The organism is Sanguibacter sp. Leaf3 (genome assembly GCF_001425965.1).
Taxonomy (GTDB): Bacteria; Actinomycetota; Actinomycetes; order Actinomycetales; family Cellulomonadaceae; genus Sanguibacter; species Sanguibacter inulinus.
This window is the reverse complement of record NZ_LMRH01000002.1, coordinates 647,071-668,442: the sequence shown is the minus strand read 5'-3', so window position 1 is coordinate 668,442 and position 21,372 is coordinate 647,071. Positions and strand designations below refer to the sequence as shown.

Here is a 21,372-nt window from a genome sequence, read left to right as displayed (position 1 = left end):
CCAGCTCTGCACCCCCCTGCACGCACAGCACCCGACAGAAGAGAGACTCCCGTGAAGACCTCCCGCACCCTGGTCGCCCTCGCGACCACGATGCTCGCAGCCGCCTCCCTCACCGCCTGCTCGGGCGACGCCACGGCTGACGCCGACGGCAACACCATCGTGAAGGTCGGCACCCTCAAGGGTCAGCCGCACCTGTACGCCCCGTACTTCTACGAGGAGAACGCCCCCGAGGGCGTCACCTTCGAGATCGTCACCTTCGACACCTCCCCCGACATCAAGAACGCCGTGGTCAGCGGCAGCATCGACTTCGGTGTCGCCGGTGTCCCCTCGGCCATCTCGGGAGCCTCGGCCGGTCAGGACGTCGTGGTGGTCGCCGCGGCGGCCGACGGCGGCTCGGGGATCATCGGCAAGGAGGGGCTCGAGGGTGTCGAGTCGCTCGCCGGGCTCAAGGTCGGGTACCCGAAGGGCTCCTCGCAGGAGATCCTGCTGCGCATGACCCTCGACCAGGCGGGCATGGACGCGGACTCCGACGTCGAGCTCGTCAACCTCCCGTTCTCCGACATGGCGAGCGCTCTCGCCGCCGGACGGATCGACGCGTTCTCCTCGGCCGAGCTCGGCCCGTCGACAGCCCTGCAGTCCGGCGCCGTCCAGGTCGCCTCGCCCTACGAGACGCCCGTGGGCAAGGTGAACATCGGCCTGTACACGACAGGCGCGCTCATCGACGAAGACCCCGAGCTCGTGCAGGACGTCGTCGACGCGCACATCGCGGCCACCGAGCACATGGCCGACGACCCGGCCGACTGGGCCGCCGGTGTGGTCGACACCTTCGGGATCGACGCGGCTGTCGTCGACACCGCCGTGACGAACATCTGGCCGCGCTGGGAGATCGACGCCGAGTACACCGACCAGGTCACCGCGCTGATCGGCCAGATGGCCGGCCTCAAGCAGATCGAGTCCGAGCCCGACGTCGCGACGCTGATCGACACGACCTTCGTCGACGCGCACGCCTCCTCCTGAGTCCGCGGACTCTTCGTACCTCACGCACTCGCGTACCTCGCGCGCACTGCGTACCCCTGGCGCTCCGGCCGGCCGCACGTCGGCCGGAGCGCCCCGGCTCGTCCCGAGAGGGAAGTGACATGACCGCACGCACGGACGCCCCGTCCACCACGGACACCCCGACCGGAACCTCCCCAGCACGCTCGTCCGCGAGCAGCACCGCGACCTCAGCACCCTCCACCACGTCGGCACCTGCCACGACCTCGGCGACCGCCGAGCGTCCGGCCTCAGGTTCCGCGACTCCCGTCCCGCCCGGCAAGCCCGCGACGTCCTCGAGGTCGCGCCGCCTGCGTCTGCCAGACCGGAGCAGCTGGACCACGCTCCTGCTCGCCCTGCCAGTGCCGATCATCGGGCTCCTGCTGTGGAACCTCGGCGTGAAGCAGGCCTGGACGCTGCCCTTCGGCATCCAGATGGGATTCCTGCCGACACCCGTCGAGGTCGCCCAGCGGATCCTCGACCTCGCCGGCGCCGGCTCGATCGACGACGCCTTCAGCGGCACGCTCCTCGACCACCTCGGAGCCTCGACGGTCCGGGTGCTCTCAGGCTTCGGGCTCGCCGCGCTGCTCGCCATCCCGCTCGGCGTGATCATGGGCCGCTTCTCCCTGGCCTTCAAGATGCTCGACCCGACGGTCAACCTCACGCGACCGATCCCGGTGACCGCCTGGGCCCCGCTGACCCTGCTGATCATCGGCTACGGCGACGGCTCGGCGATCTTCCTCGTGTTCCTCGCCGCGTTCTTCCCGATCCTGCTCAACACCATCTCCGGGGTCCGGCAGGTGCCCGTGCGTCTCGTCGAGGCCGCGTCCATGCTCGGCACCCGGTCCGGGCAGGTCCTCTACAAGGTGATCCTGCCTGCCTCGATGCGCTCGATCGTCGGCGGTCTGCGCATCGCGCTCGGGCTGTCCTGGGTGATCCTCGTGGTCGGCGAGACCGTCGGCATCAGCACAGGGCTCGGCGCGATGATCACGCAGGCCCGAGACATGTCCAAGACCGACCTCATCGTCGCCGGGATGGTGATCATCGGCCTCGCCGGCTTCGTCGCCGACCGTGTCCTCGTCGGCCTCGTCAAGCTCGTGACGCGCAGCCGTCCGACCCTGTCCTAGAAGGAGCCCGTCATGCCTCGCATCGGAACCATCCGCCCCACCCGCCCCGCTGACATCGAGATCTCCGACCTCGGCAAGCGCTACGGCCGCGCCGGCTCAGGCATCTTCGCGATGGACGGCGTCGACCTGAGCGTCCCGGCCGGAGAGTTCGTCTGCGTCGTCGGCGCGAGCGGCTGCGGCAAGAGCACGCTGCTGCGCATCCTCGCCGGCTTCGAACCCGCCACCAAGGGCACAGTCACCGTCGCCGGAGAAGCCGTGTCCAAGCCCGACCCGGAGCGCGGTGTCGTGTTCCAGGACTACGGGTTGTTCCCGTGGCTCTCGGTGAGCGAGAACATCGCCTACGGGCCACGCCAGGCACGCCTCCCCCGCGACGTGGTCCGCGAGCGCACCAGCCGCTTCCTCGAGGCTGTCGGTCTCACGCGCTTCGCGGCGAAGTTCCCGCACGAGCTGTCGGGCGGGATGCAGCAGCGGGTCGCGATCGCGCGGGTGCTGGCCAACGACCCGTCGGTGATGCTCATGGACGAGCCCTTCGGGGCGCTCGACGCGCTGACACGCTCGTCGCTCCAGGCTGAGCTCTCGCGGATCCACCGCGAGACGGGGACGACGGTCGTGTTCGTCACGCACTCGATCGAAGAGGCCGTGTTCCTCGCCGACCGCGTGGTCGTGATGGCCGGCGGCGCCTCGCACGGGGTGCCCGGGCACATCCGGGAGATCGTGCCGATCGACCTGGGGACCGACCGTGACGTGACGTCACCGGAGTTCAACGAGCTCAAGCGGCACATCTCGTCCCTGGTCCACCAGGGCGTCGAGGCCGCGGCCTGAGACCCTCGGGTCCGTGACCTGCGCGCCCAGCAGCGTCCTTCCCTCCATGGCGGGAAGGACGCTGCTGCCGTGTCAGGGCGTGTCCTCTCGTCGCGCCTGCTGCCCACCGGCGTGCCTCTGCAGGCGAGGTTCAGCCGAGGACCGTCTGGAGCCTGTCGAGCCACTCCGCGGTGCCCTGCTCGCGCCAGGCGGGTTCTTCGAGGTGGTCGAGGAAGACGTCGTGCTCGGTCAGGACGAGGGCGCTCCCCGAGCCGCGCTCGGCGATCTCCACGCAGGTGAGGGACACCGTCGCGACCCGCCCGGCGTGGGCGAGCGTCGAGGAGTAGACGAGGCGCGCGCCCAGCTGGATCTCCTCGTACGTCGAGGTGAAGACGAAGGGGACGTCAGGGTCAGGTCCGCCGCGGGTGGTCTCGATGCCGCCGACACGGAAGTCGAGGGAGTGCTCGGCTCCGGGGCTGACGAACCAACGTGCCTTGATGGCCGGGTCTGCCCAGGCGGCGAAGACCTGCTCGGGCGGCGCGTCGTAGCTGCGCTCGAGGGTGAAGGTGGCGTGCTCCGCGGGGTGCATGGAGGTCATGGCATCTCTCCCGGTGCTCGTGGTCGCTCTCCACAGTCCCACGCGCACCTTCACGCCGCACCACCGCAGGAGTACGGTCGAAGGATGGTCAACGACGACCCGACCCTCACGAATCCCGACCACTACAGGACGCTCTGGGAGAACGAGCACGTCAGGGTGCTCGAGTACACCGACGTCCCCGGCGACGCCACGACGCCGCACGACCACCCGAACTCGGTCATGGTGACCCTCAGCGCCTTCGACCGCAGGTTGTCGGCGGGCGACCGCGTCTTCGACACCCGGCTCCCCGCCGGAGCCGCCGTGTGGATCCCGGCGCAGAGGCACTCGGGCGAGAACACCGGTGGGACGCCGACGCACACGATCCTCGTCGAGCTCAAGGGCGAGGCAGCCGGCGTCGCGCAGGAGACGACTCTCGGTCCTGGACGGCCGTCAGGACCCGCCTGAGCGACAGCCCCACGACCTGAGACGAGACGAATGCGGTCCAGTCGCCGCCACCGCTGGTGGACATCAGCCCGACCTCCCGGTCGAGGTCAGGTCGCCCTGGTCGTCGTGCCCCTGCCGCCGCTACAGCTGGAGCGCTGCGCCCTTGAGCCGCTCGTACTCGTCGGGAGTGATCGTGCCGGCGTCCAGCAGCGCCTTGGCCTTCATGATCTCGTCCGACGGGCTCGACCCGGCGACCCCACGGATGTAGTCGTCCGCTGCGCGCTGCGCCTGGGCGGCTCCGCGCTCGCTGCGCTCGGCCATGCCGGGTCCCCGGGCGACGAGGTAGACGAGGACTGTCAGGAACGGGACGAAGACGAGGCACACCAACCACACCGCCTTCCCCCACCCCCCGAGTGCGTGGTCACGGAAGAGGTCGCTGACCACGGCGAACAGCGCGAAGAGGTAGGAGATGAAGGCGAAGCTCCAGAAGAAGAACCAGACGATGCTCCAGAAGTTGTCCCACATGATGAGGTCCTCTCGGTCAGCGGTGCGCGTCCGGAGAGCCCGGAGTCCTCCCACGATGGCGAACGCAGACCTCCCGGGCCTCATCCCTCGCGGATGATCTGGGATGGTGCGCCGGCGCAGCGCCCCAGGCAGGTCAGCCCCGGTGGGTCAGGCTGGTCGGCCGTCGTCGCGCCCGACCGGGTCTTCAGGACCACCTGGACCGTCGGGCACGACGGGGTCGTCGAGCGCCTGCTCTTGCATCCGGAAGGCCGCGACGAGGCTGGCGACGAGCGTCGCGAGGAAGATCTGCCCCACGAGCGCCTCGAGGGTCGCAAAGCCTCGGGCTGCCCCCGTGGTCACGGTGAGGTCACCGTAGCCGAGGGTGGTGAGCGTCGTGAACGAGAAGTACTGGAGGTCTGGGGCAGCCTGGGACGCACTCGAGACGAAGAAGGGGTCCGGCCCCACCCAGGCCAGGACCGCGTAGAGGCTCGTGAAGGTCATGCCGATGAGCAGGTAGGCGCTCAGCGCCCCGGCGATGGTCTGGATCGTCACGGTGCGGTGGAGGAGGACACGACTGACCACCAGGACGAGGGTGAGCGCGAGCACCGCGGTGACCATCACGTCGACGACCCCCTGGGCGTCCTCGACGGGGAGCACCAGGAAGCCTGCACCGGCCACGACCAGCCCACAGGCGACCAGCCACCGCATCGCCCGGCGTTGGCGGGATGTGGGGTCGGAGGCCTGCACCGTGACGACGAGGGCCACGACGTAGATGAGCGCCACGAGCACCCGGACCCGACGGTCGGAGGTCACCGCGAAGAGCAGGTAGCTGACGCCCAGCAACCAGAGCACGACCACGAAGTCGTCTGGCCTGCCGTGCACCCGACGCCGACGACGCCGTCGGTGGTCCTGGGCACGGCTCGTCACGAGGAGCACCTGCCGCCGGTCCCTGCCACGCCAGCTCCTCCCGGTCGGCACGATCACCTTCGTGCTGCAAGCCCGCTGCGCGGTAGCATGAGTGACCTGGGTCTCAGTCTGCGCTCGCCCCTCGGGGACGGGCATCATCCGAAGGTCATGAGACGCGACCGTCTGGGGGGACGATCATGATCACCATCCCGGCAGGTTCCTCCACAGCGTCCTCACCAGGCCTCGACGTCCGGGACCGCCCGCACCTCACGCACCCGGAGCCCGACGTCGTGCAGCAGGACCACCACCCCCGACAGGCCGGAGGCGTCCTGCACACGGCACCGCAAGACCGTCGACCCGCCGTCCTCGGAGGCCGTCGCATCGACGAAGTCGAGCAGGGCGACGGTGTCGACAGCCCCGTCCACCGTGATCTCGTAGAGCATCTGCGCTCCTCTCTCTCCAGGCCGGTCCTTCCTCGTCACCACCGTGCACCCCGGGTGGCCGCCCGCACCTCACGCGCGAAGGATGACAGCGACCCGTCCACGACACGCACGGTCCCCCCACGACGGCCCGTACCCGATGGCGCCGAGGCGGTGGGGCGCCGGTGAGCGCCACGTGGGGGAACCGTCCGGCGCACCGGGTACCGGCTCGCAAGATCCACCCTCCACCGCCGCCGACCCCGCACGTCGTCCGCGAGCGCATCGGTGCCCGACCGGAGACCGAAGCCGTCGGCAGCCGGCCCGTGACGCTCGTCTCCGCCCCGACCGGCTACGGCAAGTCCACCTTCCTCGCCGCGTGGGCGAGGACCTCGACCACCCGGGTCGCGTGGCTCGGCCTCGACGACCTCGACAACGACCCGCAGACCCTCTGGCACGGGATCGTCTCGAGCATCGAGGCCGCGGACGTCCGCACGACGGGCCGCAGCGGCCCCTGGCCCCTCGACGACCTGTGGGGCCCAGGGCACGAAGACGGCGGTCCTGTCGACAGGTTGATCTCCGTCATCGACGACAGCACCGAACCCGTCGTGCTCGTCCTGGACGACGTCGACGAGATCCGGTCGGACGGGGCGCGGGCTACCCTCGACCGCCTGCTCCGCTATCTGCCCGACCAGCTGCGTGTGGTGCTCGCCGGGCGCTTCGACCCGCCGCTCGCGCTCCAGCGCCTGCGCGCCCACGGCGACCTCACAGAGTTCCGTGCTGCAGACCTCCGGTTCACCCGCAAGGACGTCCAGACCCTCGGCGAGCTGTCTGGGGTCACCCTGACGACCGACGACCAGCACGAGCTCCACGAGGCGACGAGCGGATGGCCGGTCGCCGTCCGGATGGCGCTCGTCACGGCCCGAGACACGCCCGTCGGTCCGACCCTGCAGCGGCTACTCAGTCCCCGGAGCCCTGTCGCCGACCTCCTCGTCGCGGACCTCCTGGCGAGCCTGCGACCCGACCTCGCCCGCTTCGTGCTCCGCGCGACCACCTGCCGGCGGATCGACGCCGAGCTCGCCGACGCGCTCTCGGGCAGCCCGGACGGGTCGCGGCTGCTCCTCGAGTGCGTCGACCGCGGGCTCTTCCTCGAGCGGGAGCCCGAGATCCCTGGCACGAGCGCCGTCTACAGGTGGCACGACCTCTTCCGGGCCCAGTGCCAGGCGCGGCTCGCCGCATCAGAACCCTCCACGTGGCGGTCCCTGCACCGGACCGCGTCGCACCACTGGCGCGACCGCGACCTCGAGGAGGCTGTCGACCATGCGCTCGCAGGCGGGCGGCCCGCGCTGGCCGCGCAGTGCATCAGCGAGCAGTGGATCGAGCTGGTCCTGCGCGGGCAGCACGCCCTGCTGCTCTCCCTGTGCCTGCGGGTGCCCCCGCCCTTCGACGAGAACCCTGACCTGCTGCTGCTGGTCGCCGTGTGCCGGTATCTGGAGGGGAACCCGGTCCAGGCTGATCTCCAGGTCCGACGAGCACACGCTCGGGCTGCGGCTGACCCTCCGGTCACCGACGGCGGCCGCTTCGTCCTGCTCGAGAGCCTCCTGCGCCTCCTGCTCGCGGTCGACGCCCCGGACCTCGTCGAGATGGCACGGCGCGGCAGGGAGCTGCTCTCACCCGGGTCCGCGACGACCGACGACACAGCGACGGCCGGCGCGGAGTACATCGTCGGCCAGCTGCTCTGCCGGGTCGGCGAGCGCGCCACCGGGGTCGCGCTCCTCGAGGCGTCGGCGACGATCGCGACGAGCCGCCGGATGACCGCGCTGCGCCTGGCGTGCGAGGCCGAGCTCGCTCTCGTCGCGAGCACCGTCGACGGGGTCGGTGCCGGGCGCACACGGGCCCGACGGGTCCTGGACGAGGCGGCGACGCTCGGGTGGCAGTCCGCGGCGACGATCTCCCCCGCTGTGCTGGCGCTCGCCCGGGCAGCTTTCGAGCGCGACGACCTCGACGAGGCGCGAACCCTCGCGGCCCGGTCAGCCTCGCGGAACCAGCCGACCGACCACTACCTGCGCGTCTGCTCCCAGGCGCTGCTGCTCGAGGTCGCGCTCGCGGCTGGCGAGCCTGCGGGGGCCGAGGCCCTGCACAGCTCGCTGCTGCGCCGCGAGCACGACATGTTCTTGCCGGCCACCTGGCCCGTGGTCGCCTTGATGCTCGACGCCCGGTGGTCCTACGCCCACGGCTCGTCGTCCGACGCCCGGCAGACCGCCGAGAAGGCCGCCTTCGACGTGATGCTGCCCCACCACCCCGACTCGCTCGTCTGGTGCGCCGACCTGCTCCGCCTCGACGGGGACCTCGTCGGTGCCCGGGCTGTCCTCGACCTGCTGCCGGGAGGATGCCGGGCGAGCCACTCGCTCGTCGCACACCGGGTGGTGGGAGCGTTGCTCGCCGACGCCGAGGAGCAGCCCGACAAGGCCCACAGGCTCCTCGAGCAGGCGATCGCCCTGGCCGAGGTCGACGACGTCCGCCGACCCTTCGTCGACAGGTCGTGCCAGGTCCTGCCGCTGCTCCGTGCGCACCTCGGCTGGGGCAGCCTGCACACGGCCTACACCGTGACGCTCCTCGACCACCTGTCCGGGGTGCGGCCTCCGGCGCCGCTGGTGCCGTCCTTCTGGTCTCTGACGCCGCGTGAGCACGAGGTCCTGGTCTACCTGCGGTCGGCGATGACGGCCGCCGACATCGCCGCAGCGGTGTTCCTGTCGGTCAACACCGTGAAGACCCACCAGCGGGCCATCTACCGCAAGCTCGGCGTCGTCGGACGGCGTGAGGCCGTCGAGGTCGCCGCGGAACGCGGGCTCCTCTAGACACCGGGAAGGACGACTGCTGTCTCGACGACCTCTCAGCCCGTGAGCATCGCCGGTCGGCGTGCGTCGTCCACCCGGACGGCCACGTCGGCCGCCCTCTCGGGCTCGACCTCGATGGCGTAGCGCGTGTACGCGTCGAGGGTCCAACGGTCCTCGTCGGCCGTGCGCCGGGCGATGGTCGACGTGCGCAGCGACAGGTGGACCGTGAGGTCCACGTCGAGCCAGCGGCCCATCGCGAGCGAGCCGTCGAGCAGCACGACCAGCCCGGGCGGTGCCTCGAGGTATCCGGCGCGCGTCGCCCGGTCGGTGACGGGGTCCCGCAACGACGGCAGGTAGCGTCCTTGCCCACCGGGGCCGACCGCGCTGAGCACCTCACGATTGAGACCCGAGACGTCGATCCACGCGTCCAGCAGGCTGTCGGGGTCGTGACGGCCCATCTCGAGGCGCAGAGACGCCGGGCGCAAGAAGTCCTCGGCACGGATCCGCGCTGTCGGTCGACCTGCCGCACGCAGCGGCTCCACGAGGGCGTCTGCCAGCGCCCCGGGAACGGTCGACGGATGCCCGTCGAGCAAGACGCGCACCGCAGCCGGCGCCGGCTCGGCGAGGATGCGGGCGACGAGACGGGCGCGGAGCACGTCCTCGCTCACGGGTTCGACACGCATGGTCCCAGGATGCCCGGTCGACGCTCCGCCGGGCGAGCCGAGGCGACGACGTGACATCACGGGTCCCTGTGGCTAACCTCACACGACCTGTGGGAAGTGTGCGACCGCTCTTCTCCGTTGACGCCACCATGAGCGCAGAGACCTTCACCCCGACCGACGCAGCCTTCGACGAGCTGCTCGAGATCGACGCCGCGACCGCAGACCTGCTGTTCCGCGAGGCGCGCTCCGTCAACGCCTTCGACGACACCGAGGTGCCTGACGAGAAGATCCAGGCGGCCTACGACCTGGTCCGGTGGGGTCCTACCGCGATGAACACGGTCCCGCTGCGCCTGCTCGTGCTGCGCGACCCGGCTGCGCGGGCCCGCCTCGTCGAGCACATGGCAGAGGGCAACAAGGCCAAGACGCTCGCCGCTCCGCTGACCATCGTCGCGGCGGCGGACACACGCTTCCACGAGCACATGGACGTCCTCGCCCCGTACATGGAGGGCGCCCGTGAGCGCTTCGAGGCCGCCGGTGAAGAGTCCCGAACCGGCACGGCCCGCACCTCCTCGCTCCTCCAGGTCGGCTATCTCATCGTCGGTCTGCGGGCAGCTGGTCTGCACGTCGGGCCCCTCGGCGGCTTCGACGCCGCGGCGGTCGACGCCGAGTTCTTCAGCAAGAACGGCTGGCGCTCCCTGGTCGTCCTCAACGTCGGGACACCCGCCGAGGAGGGCGCGACCCGCCCGCGCCAGACCCGCCTGCGCTACGACCAGGTGACGCAGACCCTCTGAGCCTGGTGGCCTAGGAGGAGGTGTGCGCCCGAGGCCTCTCGTCAGGCGTCGAAAGCCTGCGCCCCGACCACCCGCAGCAGGTCGAGGCTCGCGCGCGCCTCGGTGTCCTCCGGGGCGGCGGTCAGCACCAGCAGCGACTGCGTCTGGTCCTCGGTGAACAGCGCCTGGCAGTCGAGCTCGAGCGGGCCGACCTCCGGGTGCAGGAGCGTCTTGTGGTCGGCGAACCTGCGCGCCACCTCGTGCTCGGCCCACAGGTCGACGAACTCGCTGCTCTCCAGGCTCAGCGCCGCGACCAGCGCACCGGCCCGGGAGCTCGCTCCCGAGCGCCCGTAGGCGACCCGGAGCGAGGCGACGAGGGCCCGCCCCTGCCTGTCGTGGTCGTCCCGCGGGTAGATGTCCCGCGAGGCAGGCTCGGTGAACCATCGATAGATGTCGCTGCACGCCCACCCTGTCCGGCCGAGCACGTCACCGAACAGGGCGACGGCCATCGCGTTCGCGGCGAGCGGCTCGCACAGCTCGGAGAGGATCAGCGCGGGGCTGTCCGAGAGCCTGTCGAGCACCCTCAGGAGCGCTGGTGCGACGTGCGACGACATGCTCCTCCGGTCCGGCGCAGGGTGACCGGCGGCGCGGAACAGGTAGTCCCGACCGTCTGCGGTGAGCCTGAGCGTGCGGGCCAGCGCCGCGAGCATCTGCGTGCTCGGCTGGGGACCCCGGCCCTGCTCGAGCCGCGCGTAGTAGTCGGTCGACATGCCCGTCAGCGCAGCCACCTCCTCACGCCGCAACCCCGGTGCGCGACGGCGAGCGCCCGGCGGCAAGCCGACGTCGCCTGGCTGGAGCGCCTCGCGCCGGGCACGGAGGAAGGCTGCGAGCTCGTCTCGGTCCATCGCACCATCATCGTGGGGTGCGCGTCCCGACAACCAGGGATCGGCGGTCCCTGGTTCACCAGGTCTCTCCCGCTCGCGCCCCACGGGTCGCAGGGTGGAGGCATGAACATCACCGGAAGCACCATCTTCGTCCCCGGCGCCACGAGCGGCATCGGGCTCGCCCTCGCCCTGAGGCTGCAGACCCGAGGGAACACCGTCGTCGTCGGCGGGAGGCGCACCGAGATGCTCGAGCAGATCGCCGCCGAGCACCCCGGCATCGGCACCGTGCAGATCGACGTCGCCGACCCGGAGAGCATCACGAGAGCGGCCGCCGAGGTCCTGGCCGCCTACCCCGAGCTCGACGTCCTGGTCGCGATGGCGGGCATCATGCGGACCGAAGACTGGCGCACGCCGGCCTTCCTCGCCGACGCCGAGGCGATCGTCACGACCAACCTGCTCGGCCCGATCCGGCTGGTCGCCGCCTTCGTCGAGCACCTGCAGTCGCGGCCTGACGCGACCATCGTCACGGTCTCGAGCGGGCTGGCCCACGCCCCGCTGCGCGTCACCCCGACGTACAACGCGACCAAGGCCGCGATCCACATGCTGACCGAGTCCCTCCGCCTCCAGCTCGCCGGCACCACCGTGAGCGTCCTGGAGATCGTGCCGCCCGCGGTCCGCACCGACCTCATGCCCGGGCAGGCCGAGAGCCCCGTCGCGATGCCCCTAGACGCCTTCGTCGACGAGGTCCTCACCCTCGTCGAGGAGCAGCCCGACGCGCACGAGATCCTCGTGAAGACCGTGAAGTTCCTCAGGTACGGCGAGGTGCGCGGGGACTACGAGCAGGTGGTCGCCGCGCTCAACGCCTCCGACCCGCACGCGGCGCTCTAGCGCCAGCGCGCCTCGTCCTGGGCCCAGCCTGCGGGCCGGGTCAGGCAGGGCCGGGCAGGGCCGGGCCGAGCCGAGGGCAGACGAGCGCGCGGACGGGCGGGGCCCGCTGGGGCCGGGCGGGGCCACCTCTGCCCGGCCCGTCTCCAACTTTCGTCGGAGCCGTCCGTAGCCCGTGGTCTCTGTCGTCCGTGCGTCGCCCCGTCCTACTGTGGTCGGGTGCCAGCCCCCGCCCCGCCCGTCCCTGCCTCTGCCTCTGCCGCAGCCCGACAGACGCCGTCGAGCGCTCCTGCGAACCACGGCGTCCCGCGCACGCCGAAGGCCTCGTCAGGCGACGAGCCCTTCGTCTCCCCGCCGCTCACGCTCTGGGGCAAGACCTGGCGGATGCTGCTCGCCTTCACCGTCGGGTTCGTCGCCTTCGGAGCCGTGCTCTCCGAGTCCGCCCCCTCCGACGCCGCCGCAGCCCTCGACCTCCTGGCCGGGCTCGTCGCGCTCGGCCTGCTGCCGTTCCGGCGCCGCGCCCCGCTGCTCGTCGCCTGCCTCATCACCGTCCTCGCGTCGGTGTCGTCCTTCAGCATCGGTGCTCTCGTCATCGCGACGGTGTCGCTCGCGACCCGGCGGCGGTGGCGTGAGGTGCTGCCCGTGGCGGTGCTGTGGTTCCTCTCGACCATGGTCTTCGAGGTCGTCACCGAGCCCGCAGACCCTCTCGAGCTCTGGGTCGTCGCGCTCTTCACCCTCGCGGTCCTCGTGCCGACGGTCCTCGCGGGGTTTTCCATCGGCGGTCGGCGCGAGCTCTTCGCCGTCCTGCAGGCCAGGGCCGAGACCGCCGAGCGTGAGCAGTCGGCGCGCGTCGCCCAGGCGCGGACCGCCGAGCGGGCGGCCATCGCCCGCGAGATGCACGACGTCCTCGCCCACCGCATCTCCCTCGTCGCCATGCACTCCGGCGCCCTGGCGTACAGGAACGACCTCACCGCCGACGAGACCACCGAGGTCGCCACAGTCATCCGCGACAACGCGCACCTCGCGCTCACCGAGCTCCGCGAGGTCCTCGGGGTGCTGCGCGCACCCGAGGTCCGCTGGTCCACGGCGACAGGTCCTGCCGCACCGCCCGCAAGCACGCCCCGGGTCGCCCGGTGACCCTCACGATCGACGGCGCACCCGGCTCGAGGCTGACGATCGTCGCGAGCAACACGACCGACGGCCCACCGCGCGCTCTCGGTGAGCCTGCGCTGCCGTCCTCGGGTCTAGGTCTCACAGGTCTGGCCGAACGTGTGAACCTCGCGGGCGGTCACCTCGAGCACGGGGTCGACGACCACGGCACCTTCACCGTGAGAGCCTGGGTCCCGTGGACCTCATGACCAGCACGCCGTCACAGCCGGTCTCCGTGCTGCTCGTCGACGACGACGCCCTCGTCCGCTCGGCCCTGCGCCTGATCCTCGGCGGCGACCCGGCGATCACCGTCGTCGGCGAGGCCTGCGACGGCCTCGAGGGTGTCGCCCTCGTCGAGTCGCTACGACCCGACGTGGTCCTCATGGACATCCGCATGCCGAGGCTCGACGGCCTCGCCGCGACCGAGCGGGCACTCGCCCTCCAGCCCGACCTCGTCGTGGTCGTGCTCACCACCTTCGACACCGATGACATGGTCCTGAGCGCCTTGCGACTCGGCGCGCGCGGGTTCTTGCTCAAGGACACCCCGCCCGCCGATCTCGTCGCGGCCGTCCGTGCCGCGGCGGCAGGGCAGCCGATGCTCTCGCCGAGCGTCACCGGGCAGCTCATCGCCGCCGTCGCCGCGACAGGGCCCCGCCAGGACGCCGAGGCACGGGCCCGGCTCGCGACCCTCACCGAGCGCGAGCACGAGGTCGCGCTCGCCGTCGCGCGCGGGCAGTCGAACGCCGAGATCGCCGCGAGCCTGTTCATGAGCGTCGCGACCGTCAAGTCCCACGTCGGACGGCTCTTCGGCAAGCTCGGGGTCGAGAACCGCGTCCAGGTCGCGATCTGCGTGCACGAGGCCGGGCTCTGAGAGCTGGGCTGTTGCCCCAGCCTCCGGCTCCTCGCCGGTCGTGGCACGACCACGGCTCTGCGCTCGCTACAGTCGACCAGGTGAACCAGGAGATCCCCTCGGACGTCGCCGCCCCGCAGCAGCCCCGCGGAGGTGCGCCGGGCGCGTCGGGCACGTCGGCGACGGTCACCGAGGCTGCGCCCGCGCCACGTCGGGGTCGCCCCCGAGACCCCCTGCTCGACGATCGCGCGCTCCAGGCGACCCTCGACGTCTTCGGTGAGAAGGGGTGGGCAGGACTCACCTACGACGAGGTCGCTGCCCGGGCCAAGGTCGGCAAGTCCTCCCTCTACCTCAGATGGCCGACCAAAGAACGGCTGCTGGCCGACGCGCTCCGCCGCACCCAGCAGCAGAGCGCCCCGCAGCAGGTCTCCGGCGACGCGGATGCAGGTGCGGGTGCGGGTGCAGACGGCGCCTCGGGGCCCGGCACCTCGTCGGGACCGCCTGACGTGCCGACGGCAGCAGCTGCCGCTGCCTCGACCACGGCGGCGGACGTGTCCCTGCGGTCCTACCTCGTCCACCACGCGATGCGCAGAGCAGAGCTGTACGTCGGTGAGCACGGTCTGGCCATGCTCCGTCTGTACGTCGAGGCGCGGGCTCTGCCCGAGGTGTTCGCCGAGATCCAGAAAGAGGCGATCACATCCTTCGTCCTCGCGCAGCGGCACAGGGTCGAAGAGGCGATCGCCGAGGGAGACCTCAGCGAGGGCGCCTCGGTGGTCCAGCTGCTCGACGCGATCGAGGGAGCCGTGCTCATGCACGTGCTGGTCACACCACCCGAGCTCACTGCGCGCATGCGCCAGACCCTCCCGGAGTACGTGGAGACCCTCGTCGACACCCAGCTGAGAGCAGCAGCAGGCCCGGGGTCACGTGCCCCCGGGCCTGCGAGTGCTGGCTGAGCAGCCGAGCAGGGCGTCACCCCTGGCGGAAGGTCACCCCGAAGCCGCCGCGCGGGTACGTCCAGGTGAGCGCGCCAGGGGTCGCCACCGCGAGGCAGGTGCCGCACTCGAGGCACGCCGCGTAGTCGACGAGGATCTCGCCGTCCTTCTCGCTGTAGACCCCCGCCGGGCAGACCGCGATGATCCGTCGCCCGGTGCCGGTGCTCCGGCAGAGCTCCTGGTCGACGACGATGTGCGACTGCTCCTCGTCGATCTCGAACCTGTCGACGGCCAACCGCGCCGACACCGTGCTCTTCGTACCGTTCGTCACGTCGTTCGTCACATCGTTCGTCACATCGTTCGTCACAGTGCTCGCACCCCCGCCCATCCGTCGCTGACCAGCTGCCTGACGCTCACCCTCGACGCCTTGAGCGCCTGCCGCGCGACCGAGACGAGGTGCTTGCGCGGGCTCCCGTCGAGGGAGAACACGTCGTGGAAGATCCCCGCCGCGAGCTCGCCGTAGTCGCCGTACATCCCGGTCCGCTCGAGGAACTTCGGTGCCTTCGCGTAGGTCTTCATGTCCTGGAGCACGAAGCCCTCCTCGAGGCGGCGCCTGTACCCGGCCAGGCCTGCCGCTGACGTGTCACCCGATGAGAGAGCCTCGACGATCGCGTCGCCCGCGGCGAGCCCCGACCCGATCGCCAGGTCCATGCCGCGGACCGTGAGCCCGCTGTTGATGGTCAGACCGGCCGCCTCCCCGACGACTGCGAAGCCGTCCGCGACCAGGTCGCCGACGCTCTCGTACCCGCCCTCGGCGACCAGGTGCGAGCCATACTCGACGATCTCGCCACCCGCCAGGAGGTGCGCCAGGCCCGGGTGCTCGAGCAGGTGCTCGAAGACCTCGATCGCCGTGCGCCCCGAGAGGACGAGGTCGTCGAGCCTGAGGACGACCCCCACGGAGAGCGACTCCGTGTTGGTGTAGAGGAAGGCACCCCCGCCGATGCCGAGCGTGCAGTCACCGACGACCGCGTGGGCAGCACCGGCGTCGCCGACGACCCCGAACCTGTCCTCGATCATGCTGCGAGGCATGGCCAGGACGGCCTTGACACCGACAGCCATGTGGTTGCTCGGCTCCTTGCGACGCAGGCCCGCTCCTCGGGCGAGGAAGGAGTTGACGCCGTCGGCCGCGACGACCAAGTGCGCCCGGAGCTGGTCATCTCCGGCCTGCACCCCGACGACCCGGCGATCGCCGTCCGACCCGGGCTCGGTGAGCAGGGCGTCGACGCGCACGCCAGGCATGAGGAAGGCACCAGCCTCTTCAGCCTTGCCTGCGAGCCACGGGTCGAAGCGCGCCCGCAGCACGGTCACGGCATTGACGGGCTCGGTCAGGGTGGCCGACGCGTAGTCGATGCCGACCGAGGAGTCTGCCGTGAGGAAGGTCGTCACGTGCCGGGTGATCCGTCGTTCGACCGGAGCCTCGTCAACCCACCCGGGGAAGACGTCGTCGAGCACGCGACCGTAGAGGACACCGCCGCTGAGGTTCTTGGCACCGGGCGCGTCACCACGCTCGACGAGCACGACCGAGCGGCCCTGCTCGGCGATGCGGTACGCAGCCGCGGCACCGGCCGGGCCGGCTCCGACGACGATGACGTCGAAGTCCGGCTCGGTCTCGGTCCCGGTCACTGCCGGGCGTCCCGCACCGCGGCGGTGAGCGCCGGGAGCAGCGTGTAGAGGTCGCCGACGATGCCGAGGTCGCAGGCACCGAAGATCGGCGCCGAGGGGTCGGAGTTGATCGCGACGACCACCTTCGCGTCCCGCACCCCGACCATGTGCTGCAGCTGTCCAGAGATCCCCGCGGCGATGTAGAGGTCCGGGGCGATGTGCTGCCCGGAGATCCCGATATAGCGCTCCTTGGCGACCCAGTCGACACCCTCGGCGAGCGGGCGCGAGCAGGCGAGCTCGCCGCCGAGCGCCGCCGCGAGGTCTTCCACGATCCCGAGGTCTTCGCGTGCCTTGAGCCCGCGGCCGATACCGACCACCGTCGACGCTGCGCCGATGCTCACGCCCTGCTGCTCGGTCCGTCGGAGGTCGACGACCGTGACCCCGTCGAGCGGCTGAGCCTGGACCTCCTCGATCGGGGCCGCGGCAGCATCACCTGCGCCTGCGGCAGTGTCCGCCGTGTCGCCGGCGCTCTCAGGAGCGAGGGTGAAGAGCACGGGTGCTCTGTCGACGGTCTCGGTGCGGCGGGCGATCCCGCCGTGCGCGAGCCTGTCGACGACAACCCAAGCGCCGTCGAGCCGCACCGACTCAGCAGCCAGCACGGGAGCACCGCACCGACCGGCCACGGCTCCGAGGAGCGCACGGCCGGTGCTCGTCGCCGCAGCGACGACGGCTCGGGGACGCGCCTCGGCGACGAGACGAGCCACGTCGGGCCCGTAGGCCTCGAGGGGGGTGCCCGGTGCGGGCTCACCGAGCCACACGACCCTGTCGACGCCGGAGCCGGCGACGGCCTCGGCGACGGCGCGGGTCCCGGCGACGAGCACCACGACCTCCTCACCGAGCCGCCGTGCGGCCTCGACCAGGCTGCCGACCGTCGGGTCGTCTGCGACGACCACCCACACCGACCCGTCCTGGGGGGAGTCACTCATGCCAGTCACCTCTTCGTCCATCGGTTCAGCGGGCCGGGCGAGGGCGTGCGCGCCCCGCCTGGCAGGGTCGTCGTGCTCACAGCACACCGGACTGGCGCAGCGCGGACACGAGGGCAGACGCTGCGGCCGCAGGGTCGGCAGCGTCGATCATCACGGCGCGGCGGGTGCCCTGGTCGGGGCGGGCCTGGTCGAGCAGCGTGACGGGGACCGTCTCGGTGACGTCGAGGCCGTGGAGTGCGAGCACCTCCGTCGGCTTCTTGGCCGCACCGAGGATGTCCTTCATCCCGGGGACGCGCGGCACCGCGGCGTCTGCGGTGACAGCGAGCACAGCGGGTGCGTCCAGGCGCAGCGTCTCGGTGCCACCGGGACGGTCCCGCTCGACGAGCAGCCCTTCTGGGCCGTGCTCTAGGGAGCGGACGCCGGCGAGCGAGACCCAGCCGAGCGCGCCCGCGAGGGTCGCGGGGACCTGTCCCTCGCCCACGTCGACCGAGGACTCTCCGGCGAGGACGAGGTCGACCTCGCCGATCGCGCGGACGGCAGCGGCCAGGACGACGGCGAGCCGGGTCCCGGAGGCGCCGACGAGCGCGTCGTCGGCGACGACCACCAGCCTGTCGAGCCCCTTCGACAGGGCGGCCTTGCGGGCGAGCGGCGAGTCGATCGAGGCGGCACCGACGGTGAGGCCGACCACCTGTCCCCCGGCCGCGTCGACGAGGCGTCGGGCGAGCTCGAAGGCGACGGGGTCGTACTCGCTCACCCCGGACCGGGCCTTGCTCCAGTCGACGGTCCCGTCGCTCAGGACCTGGGCGTCCTGGGGGTCGGGTGCCCACTTGTAGGTGACGACGATCTTCATGCGGTGTCCTCCTTCACAGGCTCAGGCCTGAGGTCTCAGCTGTGGTCTCTGACGATCTGACGGCCCGCGATGTGGACCATGATCTCGTCCGTCCCACCGCCGAACCTGTGCCCGCGCAGGTCACGCCACAGGCGTGAGACGCGGGTCCCGACGGTGACGCCGACGCCGCCGAAGATCTGCATGGCCTCGTCGGCCACCTCGAAGGCCGCCATCGCCGTGTAGCGCTTGCAGAGGGCCCCCTGGCTCTTGAGCGGGAGCCCTTGGTCGACCATCCACGCCGTCTTGAGCACGAAGTTGCGCATGTTCTCGAGCTTGATCGCCATGTCGGTGAGCTTGAGCTGGATGAGCTGGAAGCTGCCGATCGGCTTGCCGAACTGCACGCGCTGCGCTGCGTAGGACGCCGCGTCGTCGAAGGCGCACTGCGCCTGGCCGAGGCAGTTCGCGGCGATCACCAGCCGCTCGAGCTCAAAGTTGCGCATGAGCTGCTTGAAGCCGGCGCCCTTGACCCCGACGAGGCAGCTCTCGGGGATGGTCACGTCGTCGAGGAAGATCTCGCAGGAGTCGGAGATCTGCCAGACGATCTTCTCGAGGCGGTTGGTCGTGATGCCGGGCGCGTCCATCGGCACGAGGTACATCGAGATGGCCTCGCGGGCGTTCTCGACGGCCGGGTCCTTGGCCATGAGCAGCAGGTACTTCGACTGCAGGGCGTTGGTGATCAGGGTCTTGGTGCCGTTGAAGGTCACCTGGCCGTCGTGGTGGACGGCCGTGGTGGCCATCGCCGAGCTGTCCGAGCCAGCACCGGGCTCGGTGAAGCCGAGCGCGAAGGGCACGTCGCCCGAGGCGAGCAGGCCGAGCACCTCCTGGCGCTGCTCTTCGGAGCCGAACTCGAGGATGTCTGTCGCCTGGAGCAGCTCGAGGCCGTAGCCGTTGTTGAGGCCCTTGCGGGCGACCCGCTCGGTGAGCAGGCACAGCGTGACGGCGTCGGACGGCGTCCCGCCGTACTCCTCGGGGAAGCCGAGGGAGCCGAAGCCTGCCTCGTGCATGGCACGACGGAAGGTCGTCGGGGGGCGGTGGGTCGCGTCGAGGTCTGCGACGTACGACTCGGAGCACTCTCGCTCGAGCAGCTCGTCGAGGCTCTCGAGGAGCAGCTCCTGCTCGTCGGTGAGGGCAAGGTCCATGGGGGTTGACGCCTTTCGTGTGCACCCAGGGCACGCCGCGTCGCTGCGCTCTCGCGCCACGTCGCAGGGCTCTCTGGACTGTCGTCCGGGGGCTGTCCACCCATCGTGCTGCGGGGGCGGCGACGATTCCTTGGGACGATGGTCCCTATTTCCGACGAGGATCGTCGGGAATTGTTGGCAGTGACGCCGGCCACACCTCCGAGGCCGCCCACGTCCCCGAGACACGCCCCGCGAGAACCGCCCCCGAGCCCCCCGGCCCGCCGACGACGACGCGCGACGACCCGGCGGCACCACCGCCGGGCGGGACCCCCGACTCTCCGACGAAGGAGCAGCGCACGTGGCCCAGATCATCACCGCAGAGCAGGCAGCCGAGCTCGTCCGCGACGGCGACACCGTCGCGATCAGCGGCTTCGGCCTCGCCTGCGTCAACGAGGAGACCCTCGCCGCCGTCGAACGCAGGTTCCTCGCGACAGGCTCACCCCGCGACCTCACAGCAGTCCACGCGAGCGCCGTCGGCGACCGCCGCACCAAGGGCATGAGCCACTGGGGGCACCGTGGCCTCCTCAAGCGCTGGGTCGGCGGCATCGCGATCGCCTCCCCGACCCTCGCCAAGCTCATCGAGGAGGACGGCTGCGAGGCCTACAACCTCCCCCAGGGCGTCATCACCCAGCTCTACCGCGAGATCGCCGCCGGCCGCCCCGGGGTCGTCACCAAGGTGGGCACAGGGACCTTCGTCGACCCCCGGGTCGAGGGCGCCCGCATGTCCCCGTCCTCGGTCGAGGACGTCGTCGAGGTCGTCGAGCTCGCGGGCGAGGAATGGCTGCTCTACAGGTCCTTCCCGCTCCAGGTCGGGCTGATCCGCGGCACCGTCGCCGACGAGCACGGCAACCTCACCCTCGACCACGAGGGACTCAAGATGGAGGTCCTGCCGATCGCGCAGGCCGTCCACAACTCCGGCGGGATCGTCATCGCGCAGGTCGAGTCCGTCGCCCGCGCCGGCTCCCTCGACCCCAACACCGTGCGCGTCCCCGGGATCCTCGTCGACTACGTCGTCGTGTCCGAGCCGGAGAACCACTTCCAGACCGAGAACACCCGCTACAACCCCTCGTTCTCCGGCCAGCTGCGCGTCCCGCTCTCCTCCGTCACCCCCATCCCGCTCAGCGAGCGCAAGATCGTCGCGCGGCGCTGCGCGATGGAGATCACCAGCGGGGACATCCTCAACCTCGGCGTCGGCATCCCCGCAGACGTCGGGACCGTCGTCGCCGAAGAGGGCGTCACGGACGAGGTCGTCCTGACGACCGAGGCCGGCGCCGTCGGCGGCGTCCCCGCAGGGCTCAAGGACTTCGGCCACGCCTACAACCCCGAGGCCCTGGTCGACATGCACGCCCAGTTCGACTTCTACGACGGCGGCGGGCTCGACCTCTGCGTCCTCGGGCTCGCGCAGACCGACCGCGACGGCAACGTCAACGTGTCGAAGTTCGGCAGCCGGGTCGCCGGCTGCGGCGGCTTCATCAACATCTCGCAGGCCGCCAAGAAGCTCGTCTTCGCCGGGACCTTCACAGCGGGCGGTCTCGACGTCGCCGTCGTCGACGGAGCCCTCGAGATCCGCACGGAGGGCCGTGCCCGCAAGTTCCTCGACCACGTCGAGCAGATCACCTTCTCCGGGCGCTACGCCGCCGGGACGGGCCAGACCGTCCTCTACGTCACCGAGCGCGCGGTCTTCGAGCTGCTCGACGGCGTCATGACCCTCGTCGAGATCGCCCCGGGCATCGACCTCCAGACCCAGGTGCTCGACCTCATGGACTTCGTCCCGGCTGTCTCCCCCGACCTGCGCACCATGCCCGCCGGGATCTTCCGCGAGCAGTGGGGCGAGCTCGCCTCCCTCGTCCGGACCACCACAGCACCCCTGAAGGGCTGACC

At 71.3% G+C, this 21,372-nt stretch carries 23 protein-coding genes; 12 read left to right on the top strand and 11 right to left on the bottom strand.

The genetic code is table 11. The features are described 5' to 3' along the window. The first annotated feature begins 51 nt into the window (after positions 1 to 51). From ASG53_RS10420 to ASG53_RS10410, 3 genes are all read left to right on the top strand, one after another. Entirely contained in the window at positions 52 to 1,017 is a 966-nt protein-coding gene (locus ASG53_RS10420) for an ABC transporter substrate-binding protein (protein ID WP_056132434.1), read from the top strand. 119 nt (positions 1,018 to 1,136) lie between these two features. After that, a complete protein-coding gene (locus tag ASG53_RS10415) occupies positions 1,137 to 2,159 on the top strand; it encodes an ABC transporter permease (protein WP_200945487.1) in 1,023 nt (340 codons plus the stop codon). A gap of 12 nt (positions 2,160 to 2,171) precedes the next feature. Continuing rightward, the gene (locus ASG53_RS10410) at positions 2,172 to 2,981 is read left to right on the top strand and encodes an ABC transporter ATP-binding protein (RefSeq protein WP_056132432.1); all 810 of its coding nucleotides are present in this window, start codon (positions 2,172 to 2,174) and stop codon (positions 2,979 to 2,981) included. Between the two features lie 130 nt (positions 2,982 to 3,111). On the opposite strand, the gene ASG53_RS10405 is transcribed toward ASG53_RS10410, so the two are convergent. Beyond that, positions 3,112 to 3,558, bottom strand: a complete 447-nt coding sequence (locus ASG53_RS10405) for an SRPBCC family protein (RefSeq protein WP_056132429.1) — start codon at positions 3,556 to 3,558, stop codon at positions 3,112 to 3,114. Between the two features lie 84 nt (positions 3,559 to 3,642). Here ASG53_RS10405 and ASG53_RS10400 point away from each other — a divergent pair, with 84 nt between their 5' ends. Next, a complete protein-coding gene (locus ASG53_RS10400; RefSeq protein WP_056132426.1) occupies positions 3,643 to 4,002 on the top strand; it encodes a hypothetical protein in 360 nt (119 codons plus the stop codon). A 120-nt stretch (positions 4,003 to 4,122) separates the two neighbouring features. Here ASG53_RS10400 and ASG53_RS10395 read toward each other — a convergent pair whose 3' ends face one another. The 3 genes from ASG53_RS10395 to ASG53_RS10385 all read right to left on the bottom strand — a co-directional run bounded on the left by ASG53_RS10395 (position 4,123) and on the right by ASG53_RS10385 (position 5,834). After that, the gene (locus ASG53_RS10395; protein WP_056132423.1) at positions 4,123 to 4,506 is read right to left on the bottom strand and encodes an SHOCT domain-containing protein; all 384 of its coding nucleotides are present in this window, start codon (positions 4,504 to 4,506) and stop codon (positions 4,123 to 4,125) included. 147 nt (positions 4,507 to 4,653) lie between these two features. Then, positions 4,654 to 5,412: a potassium channel family protein gene (locus tag ASG53_RS10390; RefSeq protein WP_235533900.1), complete on the bottom strand. Its 759-nt coding sequence runs from the start codon at positions 5,410 to 5,412 to the stop codon at positions 4,654 to 4,656. Positions 5,413 to 5,624: 212 nt separating this feature from the next. After that, positions 5,625 to 5,834 carry a hypothetical protein gene (locus tag ASG53_RS10385; RefSeq protein ID WP_056132420.1) on the bottom strand — a complete coding sequence of 70 codons (210 nt, stop codon included), beginning with the start codon at positions 5,832 to 5,834 and terminating at the stop codon, positions 5,625 to 5,627. 161 nt (positions 5,835 to 5,995) lie between these two features. Between ASG53_RS10385 and ASG53_RS10380 the strand changes: the two genes are divergently transcribed. Continuing rightward, positions 5,996 to 8,665, top strand: coding sequence for a LuxR C-terminal-related transcriptional regulator (locus ASG53_RS10380; RefSeq protein WP_056132417.1), 2,670 nt, complete (start codon positions 5,996 to 5,998; stop codon positions 8,663 to 8,665). 35 nt (positions 8,666 to 8,700) lie between these two features. Here the strand turns inward: ASG53_RS10380 and ASG53_RS10375 are convergent, their stop codons facing one another. Next, positions 8,701 to 9,327, bottom strand: a complete 627-nt coding sequence (locus tag ASG53_RS10375) for a hypothetical protein (protein WP_056132414.1) — start codon at positions 9,325 to 9,327, stop codon at positions 8,701 to 8,703. A gap of 128 nt (positions 9,328 to 9,455) precedes the next feature. Here ASG53_RS10375 and ASG53_RS10370 point away from each other — a divergent pair, with 128 nt between their 5' ends. Beyond that, positions 9,456 to 10,097: a malonic semialdehyde reductase gene (locus ASG53_RS10370; protein ID WP_082544050.1), complete on the top strand. Its 642-nt coding sequence runs from the start codon at positions 9,456 to 9,458 to the stop codon at positions 10,095 to 10,097. Between the two features lie 41 nt (positions 10,098 to 10,138). Here ASG53_RS10370 and ASG53_RS10365 read toward each other — a convergent pair whose 3' ends face one another. After that, entirely contained in the window at positions 10,139 to 10,981 is an 843-nt protein-coding gene (locus ASG53_RS10365; protein ID WP_056132411.1) for a helix-turn-helix domain-containing protein, read from the bottom strand. A 102-nt stretch (positions 10,982 to 11,083) separates the two neighbouring features. Between ASG53_RS10365 and ASG53_RS10360 the strand changes: the two genes are divergently transcribed. The 5 genes from ASG53_RS10360 to ASG53_RS20120 all read left to right on the top strand — a co-directional run bounded on the left by ASG53_RS10360 (position 11,084) and on the right by ASG53_RS20120 (position 14,797). Then, positions 11,084 to 11,848, top strand: coding sequence for an SDR family oxidoreductase (locus tag ASG53_RS10360; protein WP_056132408.1), 765 nt, complete (start codon positions 11,084 to 11,086; stop codon positions 11,846 to 11,848). A 216-nt stretch (positions 11,849 to 12,064) separates the two neighbouring features. Continuing rightward, positions 12,065 to 12,982: a sensor histidine kinase gene (locus ASG53_RS10355; RefSeq protein ID WP_056132404.1), complete on the top strand. Its 918-nt coding sequence runs from the start codon at positions 12,065 to 12,067 to the stop codon at positions 12,980 to 12,982. After that, positions 12,979 to 13,203 carry a hypothetical protein gene (locus ASG53_RS19865; protein ID WP_056132401.1) on the top strand — a complete coding sequence of 75 codons (225 nt, stop codon included), beginning with the start codon at positions 12,979 to 12,981 and terminating at the stop codon, positions 13,201 to 13,203. The genes ASG53_RS10355 and ASG53_RS19865 overlap by 4 nt, the downstream gene beginning before the upstream one ends. After that, complete coding sequence (locus ASG53_RS10345) at positions 13,200 to 13,865, top strand: response regulator (protein ID WP_056134073.1); 666 nt, start codon at positions 13,200 to 13,202, stop codon at positions 13,863 to 13,865. Before ASG53_RS19865 ends, ASG53_RS10345 begins: the two co-directional genes overlap by 4 nt. An 80-nt stretch (positions 13,866 to 13,945) precedes the next feature. Next, positions 13,946 to 14,797, top strand: a complete 852-nt coding sequence (locus ASG53_RS20120) for a TetR/AcrR family transcriptional regulator (RefSeq protein WP_056132398.1) — start codon at positions 13,946 to 13,948, stop codon at positions 14,795 to 14,797. A 16-nt stretch (positions 14,798 to 14,813) separates the two neighbouring features. Here ASG53_RS20120 and ASG53_RS10335 read toward each other — a convergent pair whose 3' ends face one another. The 5 genes from ASG53_RS10335 to ASG53_RS10315 all read right to left on the bottom strand — a co-directional run bounded on the left by ASG53_RS10335 (position 14,814) and on the right by ASG53_RS10315 (position 19,452). After that, the gene (locus ASG53_RS10335) at positions 14,814 to 15,107 is read right to left on the bottom strand and encodes a ferredoxin family protein (RefSeq protein ID WP_056134070.1); all 294 of its coding nucleotides are present in this window, start codon (positions 15,105 to 15,107) and stop codon (positions 14,814 to 14,816) included. Between the two features lie 32 nt (positions 15,108 to 15,139). After that, positions 15,140 to 16,459, bottom strand: a complete 1,320-nt coding sequence (locus ASG53_RS10330) for an FAD-dependent oxidoreductase (RefSeq protein WP_056132395.1) — start codon at positions 16,457 to 16,459, stop codon at positions 15,140 to 15,142. Next, the gene (locus tag ASG53_RS10325; RefSeq protein WP_056132392.1) at positions 16,456 to 17,424 is read right to left on the bottom strand and encodes an electron transfer flavoprotein subunit alpha/FixB family protein; all 969 of its coding nucleotides are present in this window, start codon (positions 17,422 to 17,424) and stop codon (positions 16,456 to 16,458) included. The genes ASG53_RS10330 and ASG53_RS10325 overlap by 4 nt, the downstream gene beginning before the upstream one ends. Before the next feature lie 76 nt (positions 17,425 to 17,500). Continuing rightward, a complete protein-coding gene (locus ASG53_RS10320; protein WP_056132390.1) occupies positions 17,501 to 18,274 on the bottom strand; it encodes an electron transfer flavoprotein subunit beta/FixA family protein in 774 nt (257 codons plus the stop codon). Between the two features lie 35 nt (positions 18,275 to 18,309). After that, on the bottom strand, positions 18,310 to 19,452 hold the full coding sequence (locus ASG53_RS10315) for an acyl-CoA dehydrogenase family protein (protein ID WP_056132387.1): 1,143 nt from the start codon (positions 19,450 to 19,452) through the stop codon (positions 18,310 to 18,312). 337 nt (positions 19,453 to 19,789) lie between these two features. Here ASG53_RS10315 and ASG53_RS10310 point away from each other — a divergent pair, with 337 nt between their 5' ends. Continuing rightward, positions 19,790 to 21,370, top strand: a complete 1,581-nt coding sequence (locus tag ASG53_RS10310; RefSeq protein WP_056132386.1) for an acyl CoA:acetate/3-ketoacid CoA transferase — start codon at positions 19,790 to 19,792, stop codon at positions 21,368 to 21,370. Positions 21,371 to 21,372: the final 2 nt, after the last annotated feature.

What these genes read in the sequence shown, in the direction of transcription:
- ASG53_RS10370 (WP_082544050.1), top strand. Translation starts at nt 9,456, where the DNA reads ATGAGCGCAGAGACCTTCACCCCGACCGACGCAGCCTTCGACGAGCTG.
- ASG53_RS10385 (WP_056132420.1), bottom strand. Translation starts at nt 5,834, where the DNA reads ATGCTCTACGAGATCACGGTGGACGGGGCTGTCGACACCGTCGCCCTG.
- ASG53_RS10315 (WP_056132387.1), bottom strand. Translation starts at nt 19,452, where the DNA reads ATGGACCTTGCCCTCACCGACGAGCAGGAGCTGCTCCTCGAGAGCCTC.
- ASG53_RS10320 (WP_056132390.1), bottom strand. Translation starts at nt 18,274, where the DNA reads ATGAAGATCGTCGTCACCTACAAGTGGGCACCCGACCCCCAGGACGCC.
- ASG53_RS10375 (WP_056132414.1), bottom strand. Translation starts at nt 9,327, where the DNA reads ATGCGTGTCGAACCCGTGAGCGAGGACGTGCTCCGCGCCCGTCTCGTC.
- ASG53_RS10365 (WP_056132411.1), bottom strand. Translation starts at nt 10,981, where the DNA reads ATGGACCGAGACGAGCTCGCAGCCTTCCTCCGTGCCCGGCGCGAGGCG.
- ASG53_RS10395 (WP_056132423.1), bottom strand. Translation starts at nt 4,506, where the DNA reads ATGTGGGACAACTTCTGGAGCATCGTCTGGTTCTTCTTCTGGAGCTTC.
- ASG53_RS10345 (WP_056134073.1), top strand. Translation starts at nt 13,200, where the DNA reads ATGACCAGCACGCCGTCACAGCCGGTCTCCGTGCTGCTCGTCGACGAC.
- ASG53_RS10405 (WP_056132429.1), bottom strand. Translation starts at nt 3,558, where the DNA reads ATGACCTCCATGCACCCCGCGGAGCACGCCACCTTCACCCTCGAGCGC.
- ASG53_RS10360 (WP_056132408.1), top strand. Translation starts at nt 11,084, where the DNA reads ATGAACATCACCGGAAGCACCATCTTCGTCCCCGGCGCCACGAGCGGC.
- ASG53_RS10415 (WP_200945487.1), top strand. Translation starts at nt 1,137, where the DNA reads ATGACCGCACGCACGGACGCCCCGTCCACCACGGACACCCCGACCGGA.
- ASG53_RS10400 (WP_056132426.1), top strand. Translation starts at nt 3,643, where the DNA reads ATGGTCAACGACGACCCGACCCTCACGAATCCCGACCACTACAGGACG.
- ASG53_RS10325 (WP_056132392.1), bottom strand. Translation starts at nt 17,424, where the DNA reads ATGAGTGACTCCCCCCAGGACGGGTCGGTGTGGGTGGTCGTCGCAGAC.
- ASG53_RS10410 (WP_056132432.1), top strand. Translation starts at nt 2,172, where the DNA reads ATGCCTCGCATCGGAACCATCCGCCCCACCCGCCCCGCTGACATCGAG.